The 12,197-nt window shown below is 66.2% G+C and carries 16 protein-coding genes and 1 riboswitch; of the genes, 7 read left to right on the top strand and 9 right to left on the bottom strand.

Annotation, left to right across the window (positions count from 1 at the left end):
* Nucleotides 1–2 precede the first annotated feature (2 nt).
* Nucleotides 3–434: an Rv0880 family HTH-type transcriptional regulator gene (locus ADBZ9O_RS07805; protein WP_526529972.1), complete on the bottom strand. Its 432-nt coding sequence runs from the start codon at nucleotides 432–434 to the stop codon at nucleotides 3–5.
* 61 nt (nucleotides 435–495) lie between these two features.
* Between ADBZ9O_RS07805 and ADBZ9O_RS07800 the strand changes: the two genes are divergently transcribed.
* Nucleotides 496–756, top strand: coding sequence for a DUF2530 domain-containing protein (locus ADBZ9O_RS07800; protein WP_526529970.1), 261 nt, complete (start codon nucleotides 496–498; stop codon nucleotides 754–756).
* 4 nt (nucleotides 757–760) lie between these two features.
* Here the strand turns inward: ADBZ9O_RS07800 and ADBZ9O_RS07795 are convergent, their stop codons facing one another.
* A complete protein-coding gene (locus tag ADBZ9O_RS07795) occupies nucleotides 761–1,573 on the bottom strand; it encodes a DUF3027 domain-containing protein (RefSeq protein WP_526529968.1) in 813 nt (270 codons plus the stop codon).
* Between the two features lie 133 nt (nucleotides 1,574–1,706).
* On the opposite strand from ADBZ9O_RS07795, the gene ADBZ9O_RS07790 reads away from it, so the two are divergent.
* Together ADBZ9O_RS07790 and ADBZ9O_RS07785 are read left to right on the top strand one after the other, a co-directional pair.
* Nucleotides 1,707–3,236, top strand: a complete 1,530-nt coding sequence (locus ADBZ9O_RS07790; protein WP_526532941.1) for an MFS transporter — start codon at nucleotides 1,707–1,709, stop codon at nucleotides 3,234–3,236.
* Nucleotides 3,233–3,727 carry a DUF2771 family protein gene (locus tag ADBZ9O_RS07785; RefSeq protein WP_526529966.1) on the top strand — a complete coding sequence of 165 codons (495 nt, stop codon included), beginning with the start codon at nucleotides 3,233–3,235 and terminating at the stop codon, nucleotides 3,725–3,727. The genes ADBZ9O_RS07790 and ADBZ9O_RS07785 overlap by 4 nt, the downstream gene beginning before the upstream one ends.
* Nucleotides 3,728–3,741: 14 nt before the next feature.
* Here ADBZ9O_RS07785 and ADBZ9O_RS07780 read toward each other — a convergent pair whose 3' ends face one another.
* Genes ADBZ9O_RS07780 through ADBZ9O_RS07765 form a run of 4 tightly spaced genes read right to left on the bottom strand, consistent with a single transcriptional unit; the run spans nucleotide 3,742 to nucleotide 7,038 of the window.
* Nucleotides 3,742–4,512 carry a deoxyribonuclease IV gene (locus ADBZ9O_RS07780; protein WP_526529964.1) on the bottom strand — a complete coding sequence of 257 codons (771 nt, stop codon included), beginning with the start codon at nucleotides 4,510–4,512 and terminating at the stop codon, nucleotides 3,742–3,744.
* Nucleotides 4,513–4,517: 5 nt separating this feature from the next.
* Nucleotides 4,518–5,528: a glutathione S-transferase family protein gene (locus ADBZ9O_RS07775; RefSeq protein WP_526529962.1), complete on the bottom strand. Its 1,011-nt coding sequence runs from the start codon at nucleotides 5,526–5,528 to the stop codon at nucleotides 4,518–4,520.
* Nucleotides 5,529–5,563: 35 nt separating this feature from the next.
* A complete protein-coding gene (locus ADBZ9O_RS07770) occupies nucleotides 5,564–6,613 on the bottom strand; it encodes an LLM class flavin-dependent oxidoreductase (RefSeq protein WP_526529960.1) in 1,050 nt (349 codons plus the stop codon).
* An 8-nt stretch (nucleotides 6,614–6,621) separates the two neighbouring features.
* Nucleotides 6,622–7,038, bottom strand: coding sequence for a cold-shock protein (locus ADBZ9O_RS07765; protein WP_526529958.1), 417 nt, complete (start codon nucleotides 7,036–7,038; stop codon nucleotides 6,622–6,624).
* A 166-nt stretch (nucleotides 7,039–7,204) separates the two neighbouring features.
* On the opposite strand from ADBZ9O_RS07765, the gene ADBZ9O_RS07760 reads away from it, so the two are divergent.
* The 4 genes from ADBZ9O_RS07760 to ADBZ9O_RS07745 all read left to right on the top strand — a co-directional run bounded on the left by ADBZ9O_RS07760 (nucleotide 7,205) and on the right by ADBZ9O_RS07745 (nucleotide 10,743).
* Complete coding sequence (locus ADBZ9O_RS07760) at nucleotides 7,205–7,576, top strand: YccF domain-containing protein (RefSeq protein ID WP_526529956.1); 372 nt, start codon at nucleotides 7,205–7,207, stop codon at nucleotides 7,574–7,576.
* Nucleotides 7,573–8,637: a GTP 3',8-cyclase MoaA gene (moaA, locus tag ADBZ9O_RS07755; RefSeq protein WP_526529954.1), complete on the top strand. Its 1,065-nt coding sequence runs from the start codon at nucleotides 7,573–7,575 to the stop codon at nucleotides 8,635–8,637. Before ADBZ9O_RS07760 ends, moaA begins: the two co-directional genes overlap by 4 nt.
* 1 nt (nucleotide 8,638) lies before the next feature.
* Nucleotides 8,639–8,914 (top strand): MoaD/ThiS family protein, encoded by a 276-nt coding sequence (locus ADBZ9O_RS07750; RefSeq protein WP_526529952.1) that lies wholly within the window; start codon nucleotides 8,639–8,641, stop codon nucleotides 8,912–8,914.
* A 222-nt stretch (nucleotides 8,915–9,136) separates the two neighbouring features.
* A riboswitch (cyclic di-AMP (ydaO/yuaA leader) is annotated at nucleotides 9,137–9,359 on the top strand.
* A 10-nt stretch (nucleotides 9,360–9,369) separates the two neighbouring features.
* Nucleotides 9,370–10,743 carry a transglycosylase family protein gene (locus tag ADBZ9O_RS07745; RefSeq protein WP_526529950.1) on the top strand — a complete coding sequence of 458 codons (1,374 nt, stop codon included), beginning with the start codon at nucleotides 9,370–9,372 and terminating at the stop codon, nucleotides 10,741–10,743.
* 89 nt (nucleotides 10,744–10,832) lie between these two features.
* On the opposite strand, the gene ADBZ9O_RS07740 is transcribed toward ADBZ9O_RS07745, so the two are convergent.
* The 3 genes from ADBZ9O_RS07740 to moaC are packed head-to-tail and all read right to left on the bottom strand — an operon-like array spanning nucleotide 10,833 to nucleotide 12,156.
* Nucleotides 10,833–11,258, bottom strand: coding sequence for a molybdenum cofactor biosynthesis protein MoaE (locus tag ADBZ9O_RS07740; RefSeq protein WP_526529948.1), 426 nt, complete (start codon nucleotides 11,256–11,258; stop codon nucleotides 10,833–10,835).
* On the bottom strand, nucleotides 11,255–11,734 hold the full coding sequence (locus ADBZ9O_RS07735; RefSeq protein WP_526529946.1) for a MogA/MoaB family molybdenum cofactor biosynthesis protein: 480 nt from the start codon (nucleotides 11,732–11,734) through the stop codon (nucleotides 11,255–11,257). Before ADBZ9O_RS07735 ends, ADBZ9O_RS07740 begins: the two co-directional genes overlap by 4 nt.
* A complete protein-coding gene (gene moaC / locus ADBZ9O_RS07730; protein WP_526529944.1) occupies nucleotides 11,731–12,156 on the bottom strand; it encodes a cyclic pyranopterin monophosphate synthase MoaC in 426 nt (141 codons plus the stop codon). Before moaC ends, ADBZ9O_RS07735 begins: the two co-directional genes overlap by 4 nt.
* Between the last annotated feature and the right edge of the window lie 41 nt (nucleotides 12,157–12,197).

Below are 12,197 nucleotides of genomic sequence, written 5' to 3'. Positions count from 1 at the left end.
ACTCACGCGCTTTCATCGACAAGGCTGGACATCAGATCCGCGGCCCGCAGCAGAGTGGCACGCTCGTCCTGATTCAACGCGGCCAGTCGACGACGGAGCCACTCCTGGCTGGCGCGACGTTCGGACTCCACCAGGTCGACACCGGCATCCGAGACCGACACCAGCACCTGCCTGCCGTCCACCGGGTGCGCGGTGCGCGCGACCAGGCCCCGATCGGCCAGCGCAGCAACCACCCGGGTCATCGATGGCGGGCGGACCCGTTCCCGCACGGCCAGTGCACCAGGGGTCATCGCGCCTTCCTTGTGCAACGTCGACAATGCCGACAATTGTGACAGCGAGACAGGCGATTCTGGGCGACGAAACCGCAACTGCCGGGCAAGTCGGACAACCGCCAGTGACAAATCGCTGGCAAGCCGGATGTCCATATCTTTCACACCGCAAACAATACGACAAGGAACACGACAGCTGCCGGTTGATCGGTTACTTTGGATAGCAATGTTTTCCGATAATTCGCCCCCCGAACCGCCGCCACTGCCTGCCCGCCTGCAGGAGCAGTGGCCGGTCATCGCAGCGGGCGCCCTGGCCTGGCTGATCGCCACGATTGTCGCCTTCACCGTGCCCGCACTGGAGAGCTGGCGACCGGTCAGCATCGCAGGGCTGGCCGTCGGCGTGCTCGGCACATCGATTTTCCTGTGGCAACGCAGTGCGGCACAACGCGGCGCGCGGGGCGCGCAGACCGGGCTAACTCGCAAGTAGTTCGTTACTCGGCTTGCGCTGAGTCCATAACCGCTGAGTCCATAACCGCTGAGTCCATAACCGCTGAGTCCATAACCGCGACGTCAAGGACACCGTCGTCGAAAGGCTCATAGAGCGGCGAACCGGTCCCGGCCGGAACTGGGGTGTCCGAATGCGCGCCGCATCCATAGCTGAATTCCACGACGTGACCGTCGGCGGCCATCGCGTTACCGCACACGCCGAACATCACCCCGAGCGAACCGGCCAGCGGCAGATAGAACCCGCAGTCGCGGCAGACCCGTTTGGTGGACCGGGCCATCGGCGACTCAGGTCCGAAATCCCCGTCATGCCAGCGCTGGGCAGCATCGTCACGGCCCCAGCTGCTCATCACCTGGCGCTTGCCGAGGCCGAGCTCGAGGGCGACGTCATCGATCTCGGGGTCACCGGAAAGTGTGTAACCGGGGACCAGTCGCGGATCGTCAGCAGGTGGCGCGAGCAGATCACCGGGACCGAGGTCACCGGGTTTGACCCGGTCCTCCCACGGGACCCACTGGGGTGCCAGCAACGCCGTCGGGCCAGGCACCAACACGACCTCACTGATCGTGGCGTGCTGGGCACCGGGGTACGCGGCCACGACGACCGCCCACTGCCAGCCCTGATACCCGGGAAGATTCGCCAGGAACCGGTGCGTGGCCGCCGTCGGGTCCTCGAACGTCATCCCCAGGTAGTCGCCAACGGTGTCACCGCTGAACTCTTTTACTGCCGCCCTTGCGGTGTCCACGGCATCGGTGAAGACCGCCTCGGCGGTGGCAACAGCGGATTCGGTCATGCTTTCCATCGCCTTCCATACTGCCTGAGACGACGCGTGCCAGCCACACCGGTCGCCTGCCCGCTCAGCGCGCAGCCGATAGGGAACAATTGGCGGAGTGTCAGAGCGGCGGAATGAGCGCCCCGGTGGTGAGCACCCCGGGATGGCGAATTACCCCAGCGACGAGCCGGGATACCGCAGCCAGCGCCGATCGGTACCCACCCCCAGCTCCAACCGTTATCTGCCGCCGCTGCACGAAGACCACGACCACCGGGCCCACCCGTCCGACGACGCCGCTGAGGCCGCGGCGGCGGCCTACAAAATCACCGTCACCAGGGCCGCCCGGCAGCGCAGTCGCGAAATGGGCTCGAAGATGTACGGGCTGGTGCACCGCGCGGCGACCGCCGACGGCGCCGACAAATCCGGTCTGACAGCGCTGACCTGGCCGGTGATAGCCAACTTCGCCGTCGACGCGGCGATGGCCGTCGCACTGGCGAACACCTTGTTCTTCGCGGCGGCCTCGGGCGAGAGCAAGAGCAAGGTCGCGCTGTATCTGCTCATCACCATCGCACCGTTCGCGGTGATCGCCCCGCTGATCGGTCCCGCGCTCGACAAGCTTCAACACGGTCGGCGGGTGGCGCTGGCGCTGTCATTCCTCCTGCGCACCGTCCTGGCCCTGGTGCTGATCACCAACTACGACAGCGCCACCGGCGGCTTCCCGTCCTGGGTGCTCTACCCGTGCGCGCTCGGCATGATGGTGTTGTCCAAATCGTTCTCGGTGCTGCGCAGCGCGGTCACGCCGCGGGTGATGCCCCCGACCATCGACCTCGTGCGGGTGAATTCGCGGCTGACCGTGTTCGGCTTGTTGGGCGGCACCATCGTCGGCGGCGGTATCGCGGCCGGCTTCGAATACTCACTATCCAAGACGGCTCACCTGCCCGGCGCCCTGTTCGTGGTGATTGCGGCGACGTTGGTCGGGGCCTGGCTGGCCATGCAGATCCCCGCCTGGGTGGAGGTCACCGCCGGTGAGGTGCCGACCACACTGAGCTACCACGACCACAACAGCCCGACACACAACACCTTGCGACAACCGATGGGCCGCAACATCATCACCTCGCTCTGGGGTAACTGCACCATCAAGGCCATGGTCGGTTTCCTGTTTCTGTACCCGGCGTTCGTCGCCAAGGCGCACGACGCCAGCGGCTGGGTGCAATTGGGCATCCTCGGGTTGATCGGGGCGGCGGCCGGGATCGGCAATTTCGCAGGCAACTTCACCGCCGCGCGGCTGCGGCTGGGTCGGCCATCGGTACTGGTGGTCCGCTGCACGATTGCCGTCGCGGTGGTAGCACTGCTGACCGCATTGACCGGCAATCTGTTCGTGGCGGCGTTCGCGGCCCTGGTCACATCGGGGTCCTCGGCCATCGCCAAGGCGTCGCTGGATGCCTCGCTGCAGGACGATCTGCCCGAGGAGTCCAGGGCATCGGCATTCGGGCGGTCCGAATCGGTCCTGCAGCTGGCCTGGGTGATGGGCGGGGCGCTGGGGGTGCTGGTCTACACCGAGCTGTGGATCGGCTTCACCGCCATCACCGCGCTGCTGATTCCCGGCCTGGCACAAACCATCGTCAGTTTCCGGGGCGACTCTTTGATCCCCGGCCTCGGCGGCAACCGGCCAGTTATGGCGGAACAAGAATGAATCGTCGCCTTGTCGCCGTCGTGCTGGCGGTCGCGGTCGTCCTGGCCTCCACCGGTGGCGGTGTGGTGGCGTGGCTGATGCTGCGCGACCACCAGCCGCAGCAGATGGAGATCAGCGCCTACACCCGCGGCCAGCTCACCCGCGTCGGCCCGTTTCTGTACTGCAACGTGTTGAATCTCAACGACTGTCAGACACCGCAGGCCCAGGGGCAACTGGTGGTCAACGACCGCGATCCCGTCCAACTGTCGGTGCCTGAGGCCATCGGCGCTGCCCCCTGGCGGCTGATGCAGGTCTACGAGGACCCGAAGGATACGACGGTCACCGCGTTCCGTCCGGATACCCGGCTGGCCGTGACGATCCCGACGGTCGACCCCCACCGCGGACGGATGACGGGTTTCACGGTGCAGTTGCTGACCCTGGTTGTCGACCAGAACGGTGAACTCTTTGAGGCGCCGCACGCGGAATGGTCGGTGCGCACGGTCTGGAACTAGCCCGCCAGGGCGCGCTAACGCAGCTGTTTGCGCAGGAACTCCAGATCCGCGACGTGGCCGTCGGTCGGGGTCTCGATGATGACGTCGGATTTCGCGTCCCGGCAGACACTGGCGATCAGGTCGGAATCGAAGGTGCCCGAGTCGAAGTTGGCGTGCCGATCGGCGCCTGAATCGAAGGCGTCGCGGGAGTTGTTGGCATGCACCAGATCGATCCGTCCGGTGATCGCCATCACCCGATCGACGATATCGGCGAGCTCTTCGCCACCGGCCCACGCGTGGCAGGTGTCCAACACGAAACCGGGTTCGTACTGGCCGACCGCATCCCACAGCATGGCGAGGCGATCGAACTTGCGGGCCATCGCATTTTCGCCGCCTGCGGTGTTCTCGATGAGGATCGGTAGCGGAAAACCGCCAGCCTCTTCTTGACGTTCGAAGGCCTTGCGCCAGTTCTCCACACCGACCGCGGGATCATCTTTGGCGGTGACGTGCCCGCCGTGCACGATGAGTCCCTTGGCCCCGATATCGGCCGCCGCGTCGGCATGCTGCGCCAGGATCTTGCGGCTGGGGATCCGGATCTTGTTGTTCGTGCTGGCCAGGTTCACCAGGTACGGCGCATGGATGTAGATGGTCAGATCGGTCGCGCGCAGCTCATCGGCTTTCGGGTGCGGCGGTGGTTTCTTCCACCCCTGCGGGTCGCCCATGAAGAATTGGACGGCTTCCGCGCCGCTGGCCTCGGCGGCGGCCAGTGGGTCTTCGGAGTCGACGTGTGCACCTAGGAGAGCCATGGGATCTAGATTAGTGCCCCATGCCCGGGCGGCACCTGCTCACCCGGCGGAGTAGGACCCGGCGGGGTGCCATCTCCAAAAGGCCTGCCGCCCAAGGACTCCCGGCCATGCGGGGTGAGCCAGTTGGCCAGCTCGGGGCCCTTCGGCACAATCCTGGTCGGGTTCACGTCGGTATGCACCATGTAGTAGTGCGCTTTGATCTGCACGAAGTCGGTCGTGTCGCCAAACCCCGGCGTCTGGAACAGATCGCGTGCGTAACCCCACAGCACCGGCATCTCGGTGAGTTTGGTGCGGTTGCATTTGAAATGCCCGTGGTAGACGGGGTCGAAGCGGGCCAGGGTGGTGAACAGCCGGACATCGGCCTCGGTGATGGTGTCGCCGACCAGGTAGCGCTGGGTCGACAGCCGGTCGCTGACCCAGTCCAGCGCCGTGAACAGCCGGTCGTAGGCGTGCTCATAGGCCTCCTGCGAACCCGCGAACCCGCATCGGTATACACCGTTGTTGATCTCGGTGTAGATCCGCTTGGCAACCTCGTCGATCTCGGCCCGCAGCGGTTCGGGATAGAGCTGCGGCGCCCCGTCGCGGTGATAGGCCGTCCATTCACCGGACAGGTCCAGCGTCATCTGCATGAAGTCATTGGTGACCACCTGACCCGTCGCCACCTCGACGATGGCGGGCACCGTGATGCCCTTCGGGTAGTCAGGGAACCGGGCGAAGTACGCGTCCTGTAGCCGCGGGATTTTCAATACCGGGTCGATGCCGCCGGGATCGAGGTCGAACGTCCAGCTTCGCTCATCGTGGGTGGGCCCGCAAAAGCCAATGGAGAGAACATCTTCCAGCCCAAGTAGCCGTCGCACGATGATCATCCGATTGGCCCACGGACAGGCGCGGGCGACGATCAGCCGGTAGCGGCCCGGCTCCACCGGGTAGCCGTCTCGACCGTCGGCGGTGATGCGGGTCTGGATGTAATTGGTATCGCGGTTGAACTCGCCACCACCGGCGACATAGGCACCCATGGCTAGAGGGTATCTGCGGGGCTGAGGGCGGGCGCTTACCGCTTCGTGACGGCCGAATGAGATTTGACAGCCGGTAGGACCTCCCGGGCGATGATCCGGTCCGAGCGTTCCCGGATCGCCGGGTCGATATCGCGGGACCCGCCGACGATCACCACGTGCGATAGCCCGACGTCGATCAACCCGCGCAGTCGTTCGATGACGTCGTCCGGCGTACCGACGATGCAGAACCGGCTCAAGAAGTCCGAGGTCAGCGATTCCGACTGGTCTGCATGTTCCAATCCGTGGTGGTAGTAGTCGTACCGGTTCGTCACGTCCTCGACAGCGGCCGCCTCAACCGCAGGCATCGACGACACCACGTTGCGCTGAAAGTGCGCCGATACGCTCGCATTGCCTCGCACCAGTTCGTCGAGCGAATCCCGATCAGTCCCCGCCCCGACGACGACGAAAGCGCCGACGTCGAAGTTCTCGGGGTCAAGCCCAGCCTCCTGCCGTGCCTGCCGTACTGCGTGCACAGACCGCCGCAGCCGTTCGAGGTCGGCGCCGACAGTGAGCGTCACACGGTCTCCGAGCCGGGCGCCGATTCCAGTGACCCGCGGACCGGAGCAGAAGACGTCCACCGGGACCTTCGATTCGTCGCCCAGGGGGAGCCAGGTGATCCGACTTTCGAAGCCGTCCAACGACACTGGCGCACCGCGCAGGTAGTCCTGCAAATGCGCAAGCTGCTTTTCGAATTGCGACGCCGAAGGCGGCGTGACACCGATCAGCTCCAGAGCACTATCGCCTCGGCCGATCCCCAAGCTGGCTCGGCCGCCGGAAACGTGATGAAGCGTGGCAAAGGCAGAGGCCACCACGGCCGGATGCCGGGAGGTCAGATTGGTGACCGCGGTTCCGAGCATCAGACGCGACGTGGCCCTTGCAGCGAGATACAGCGCCGCGAAAACATCCATGCTCAAGTTCTGCGTATCGGTGAACAGCAACCCGTCCCAGCCGTCGGCTTCGACCGCGGCAGCGTGCTCTTCAATGCCGTCGACGATCGGATAGGAACGCAGATAGAACTCGGTGCGCCGCACACCGTTGGCCACCACGACAGGAGCTAGGCGTCGAGCTCGCGTGCGACGGCCTTGACCACTTCGGACACCCGACGGGCGACCTTGCGGTCGGGATACTTCCCCTTGCGGAGGTCGACCTGAACCGTGCCTTCGAGCAGCGTGATCATGTCCTCGACCATGCCGTGCAGTTCATCGGGGGTGTGCTTGTGTTCCGCTGCAGCGGCAGGCTCACGACGGGGCGCGCGGGCCAGCGTCGGCGGCGGATCAATCAGCTTCAGGCTCAGCGCCTGCGGACCCCGGCGGCCTGCGGCCACCCCGAACTCCACCTTCTGGCCGGCCTTGAGACCTTCCACGCCTGCGGGCAACGCCGACGAGCGGACGTAAACGTCCTCGCCTTCCTCTTGGGATAGGAAGCCGAAACCCTTCTCGACGTCGTACCACTTCACCTTGCCGGTCGGCACTGGTCTCTCACCTGCTTGTCTGACGGAAAACTGCGATTGATGACATGGCAACATTAAGCAGCGCCCCGCCTACGCAGGACGCGATGAACGCTGATCCTACTCGGATGGCGCCCCGACCAGCATCCACGTTTCTCTCGCTAAGCTGGTCGCACCTCTGGAGGGAAGCATGCGACTCGTCCTGAACGTCATCTGGTTGATCTTCGGTGGACTCTGGCTGGCCCTGGGCTACCTGCTAGCCGCACTGATCTGCTTCGTCCTGATCATCACCATTCCGTTCGGTTTCGCCGCGCTGCGGATCGCCGCCTACGCACTGTGGCCGTTCGGGCGCACGATCGTCGACAAACCGGGTACCCGTCCAGCCGCGCTCGTCGGCAATGTCATCTGGGTGATCCTGTTCGGTATCTGGCTGGCCATCGGCCACGTCGTGACCGCCGTGGCGATGGCTGTCACGATCATCGGTATTCCGCTCGCCATCGCGAACCTGAAGATGATCCCGGTGTCGCTGGTGCCACTGGGGAAGGAGATCGTGCCTGCATGACAGTGACCGCGCTCGGTCTGCCGTCAGTACACCGATCGGTGTCCGCTGCCGTCACTGCGCCGCCTTCCGAGGGGCCGCTGATCGACACCTTCGGCCGCGTCGCCACCGATCTGCGGGTGTCGCTGACTGATCGCTGCAATCTGCGCTGCACCTACTGCATGCCCGCCGAGGGCCTGGACTGGATGCCCACAGAGCAGGTGCTGCAACCTGCCGAGCTGAGCCGACTGCTACACATCGCTGTCACCCGGCTCGGTATCACCAACATCCGATTCACCGGCGGCGAACCACTGCTCGCCCGCAACCTCGAAGAGATCATCTCGGCCGCGGCAGCCCTGCGGCCACGGCCAGAGATCGCGATGACGACTAATGGCCTCGGCCTCGCGCGACGGGCGACGGCGCTGGCCACCGCAGGCCTCAACCGGGTCAACGTCTCGCTGGACACCGTGGACGCCGCCCACTTCGCGGCCATCACGCGGCGCGATCGGCTCGATGACGTCATCGTCGGCCTGGCCGGTGCCAAGCAGGCGGGGCTCGGGCCGGTGAAGGTCAACGCCGTGCTCGATCCGGTGACGGGCCGAGCTGACGTGGTGGCGCTGCTGCGGTTCTGCCTGGACGAGGGCTATCACCTTCGCGTCATCGAACAGATGCCCCTGGATGCCGGCCATCAATGGCGCCGCGGCGAATCGCTGACCGGAGACGACGTGCTGGCGACGCTGCGCGCGCATTTCGACCTGCGGCCCGATCCCCGGCCCCGTGGCTCGGCCCCGGCACAGCTGTGGTTAGTCGACGGCGGACCGGGCACCGTCGGTGTCATCGCCTCGGTCTCCAAGGCGTTCTGCGGCGCCTGCGACCGGACCCGCCTGACCGCCGACGGTCAGGTACGCAACTGTCTGTTCGCGACAAGTGAGACCGACCTGCGTGGATTACTTCGCGGCGGCGCCGACGATGATGCGCTCGAAATGGCGTGGCGCGCCGCGATGTGGAGCAAGGCCGCCGGCCACGGCATCAACGATCCTGACTTCGTCCAGCCCGACCGCCCGATGAGTGCGATCGGCGGCTGAGGTGACCGACGTCCAGACCGACACCGCCGTCGTGGTGACTGTGCGCTACTTCGCCGCGGCACGGGCGGCCGCGGGAACCGAGGATGAGGTGCTGACGCTGCCTGCCCCGACGAGCGTCGGCGCGCTGGTGCACGAACTCGGTCAACGCAATGCCGAGCTGGCCCGCGTTTTGGCCCGATGCTCTTATCTCTGTGACGAATTCGCCGTTCGCGACCATGAGCTTCTGCTCACCACCCGCCATACGCTCGACGTGTTACCCCCATTCGCCGGGGGATGATCGTGATTTGCGTCACATAACGGAATGGTAACGAGCTGGCCACCAGCTGGCGGTGCGCCGTGAACTCCTGGGAAAACGTGCTCCCGGCTTGGCGTTTTAGAGTCCTATTAAGATTTGCCAGAGCCTGAATCGCCGTGTCGGGCAAAAGGTGACGTCCCTGTCTTCAGCCGTTACCGTCAACTCCCAAGTCGACCGAGCAATTCCCAGCGGCAGGCCCTCCCCTCACTCTTAGCGCCTAGCTCCATCCATTGAGCAGGGGACCGACATAAAACACGGATGGAGGCGGGGGACCCAACGGTCCACCGGATCGACCTGGAACTTAACGGTTCCTTGGGGTGAAGCCGACGTCGTTTTCCAAGGAAAACCCCTGGATACGACGCAGGCCGGGCAACCTCTCCAGCCCGAACCCGACAGCTGACCTCGTAGGCGCATACAGAGAGGACATCACCGAACATATGAGCAGTGGACGGCATCGCAAGCCCACTTCCTCGGCCAAGCAAGTAGCCAAAATCGCCTTCACCGGCGCAGTCATCGGTGGGAGCGGTCTCGCGCTCGCCGGTCAGGCCGGCGCCGCCACTGACGGGGAATGGGACCAGGTCGCCAGTTGTGAATCTGGTGGCAACTGGGCCATCAACACCGGAAACGGTTACCACGGCGGCTTGCAATTCTCGCAGGGCACCTGGTCGGGCCACGGCGGTGGCGAATACGCCCCGTCCGCCCAGATGGCCAGTAAAGAAGAACAGATCGCCGTCGCCGAGCGCGTGCTGGCGACTCAGGGCCGTGGTGCATGGCCTGTCTGCGGACGTGGCCTCTCCGGCGCCACCCCACGCAACGTCGTCGACGAGCCCGCGCCTCTGGACGCGCCGATCGACGACCAGGGCATCAACGTCCAGGCCGTAGCGTTCGACGCCCCACTGCCCCCGGCGCCCGATGTCCTGCCGCCGGCCCCAGAAGACCTCCCCCTGCCGCCGGCCGATGTGCTGCCGCCGGCCCCGGAAGAACTGCCGCCCGCACCTCAGGATCTCCCGCTGCCGCCGCCGGCCGATGTGCTGCCGCCGGCCCCCGAGGTCTTGCCGCCTGCGCCTGAAGAACTGCCCCCACCGGTCGACGTACCCCCGCCGTTCGTCGATGTCGCTTTCGAGGCTCCTGCCCCGATCGACGCACCGGCACCGGACGCTCCCGCACCAGATGCCCCGATCGCGGTCGACGCCTCGCTGGAAGCCCCGGCTCCAGCCCCGTTGGACGTCCCGGCACCGGTCGACGCGCCCGTAGCTGTCGACGCCGCCGACTGGACCCTCGCCGATCCGGCCGCTGCACCGCAGCCCCAGGAGTGGGCGCTGCACACCGCACCGCAGGCACCGCTGCCCGCACCGTCGGATGATCCGCTGCTCCCGACACCCGCACCCGCACCCGCGCCGGCTCCGGCACCCGCCCCGGATTCCCTGGCACCGCTGAACGCTGTCGCGCTGCCCGGTCCCGCGCTGGACGCCGCCAACCAGGTGGCGACCGGCGATGTGCCTGCGGTCCCCGCCGCCGTTCCGCATCTGCCGAGCCCGGAGAACCTCCCGCCGGGAACCACCGAGACGCCGATCGATCCCGATTCCCGGCCGAACCTGACCTACCTCAAGGACCTGTGGCACGCGGTGCAGACTCAGGAAGTCAGCGGTAACGACGCGCTGCTCGCCCTGGCACAGCGCCCGATGAATGCTCAGGATCCGGGTCAGATGGGTCCGATCGACCCGAACACTCCGATCGACCCGAATGCGCCGCTGGCGCCCCCGCCGCCGGCCGATCCACTGCTGCCGCCGGCACCTGCACCGATTCCCTGAGAGAACACGACGTCCAGATCGGCGTCCACGTGGTGAAATCTCGACCGTCACAACGTGGGCGCCGATTTCGGCGTTAGTGGACCACGGCGTCAGGCCGAGTTGACCCACTCGTCGGTGCCATCGACAAAGAACTGGTGCTTCCACACCGGTAGCCGCGCCTTCACGGCGTCTACAAGCCGCGCGCAGGTCTCGAACGCGGCCCCCCGGTGATCGGCCGCCACAGCGGCCACCAGAGCGGCATCGCCAATCTGCAGCGGCCCGATCCGGTGGCTGGCCGCGATCGCCCGCACTCCGGTGGCTGCTGCCGCCACCTCGGCGACGATCTCGGCGAGGGTCGTGGCGGCCAGGGGGTGCGCCGAATACTCCAGCCGCACCACCTGGCGTCCACCGTCATGGTCGCGGACCACGCCGGCGAAGCCCACCACCGCGCCCGCGGCCTCGTGGGCGACCAGGTCCTCGTGGTCGCTCAACAGAATCGGGTGCTCCGACAGCGCCGCGCGCAGGACGATCGTCATCGGTGGTGGTCCTTTCCCGCGAGCTGATCCATGGCGTGGTGCACGACATCGCCGAGTACGGCCAGACCGTCACGCACCCCGCCGGGCGAACCGGGCAGGTTCACGATCAGTGTCCGGCCTGCCACCCCGGCGATTCCCCGCGACAGTATCGACGTCGGCACCTTGGGCAGTCCCGAACGGCGGATGGCATCGGCAAGACCCGGTATCTGGTAGTCCAACACTGCCGCGGTCTGCTCCGGGGTGGCATCGGTGGGCGAGATACCGGTACCGCCGGAGGTGATGACGAGGTCGACGGCCTCAGTCACCGCCGTCCGCAGCGCCAGCCCGACCGGCTCCCCGTCGGACACCACCACCAGAAGCGAATCCAGAAAGCCCTGTTGCACAAGCCATTCGACGATGATCGGTCCGCAGCGGTCCTCGTAGACGCCCACGGCAGCGCGGGTGGAAGCAATGATGACCCGACCGGTCCGCGTCATCGGGACCAGGTGCCGCTGCGTCCGCCGACTTTGTTGAGCAACCTGATGTCGTCGATGGTGGCACCGGCGTCCACAGCTTTGATCATGTCGTAGATCGTCAGGCCAGCGACACTGACGGCGGTCAGCGCCTCCATCTCCACCCCGGTCCGGTCCGTCGTGCGCACGGTTGCGGTGATCCCGATGGCGTCGGCGCCGATCTCGAAATCGATATCGACACCGGTCAGCGCGAGGTGATGGCAGAGCGGAATCAGATCACTGGTGCGTTTGGCGGCGAGAATTCCTGCCACCCGCGCAGTGGCCAGCGCGTCGCCCTTGGGCAGACCGCCCGAGGAGATCAGGCCGACGATTTCGGCACTGGTGTGCACCGTGCCTGACGCGATCGCGGTGCGTTTGGTGACGTCTTTATCGCTGACGTCGACCATATGGGCCGCGCCCCGCTCATCGACGTGCGACAGCGGGGACG

Origin of the sequence: Mycobacterium sp., from assembly GCF_965229105.1 — a bacterium.
Lineage (GTDB): Bacteria > Actinomycetota > Actinomycetes > Mycobacteriales > Mycobacteriaceae > Mycobacterium.
This window is presented reverse-complemented; position numbering and strand designations above follow the sequence as displayed.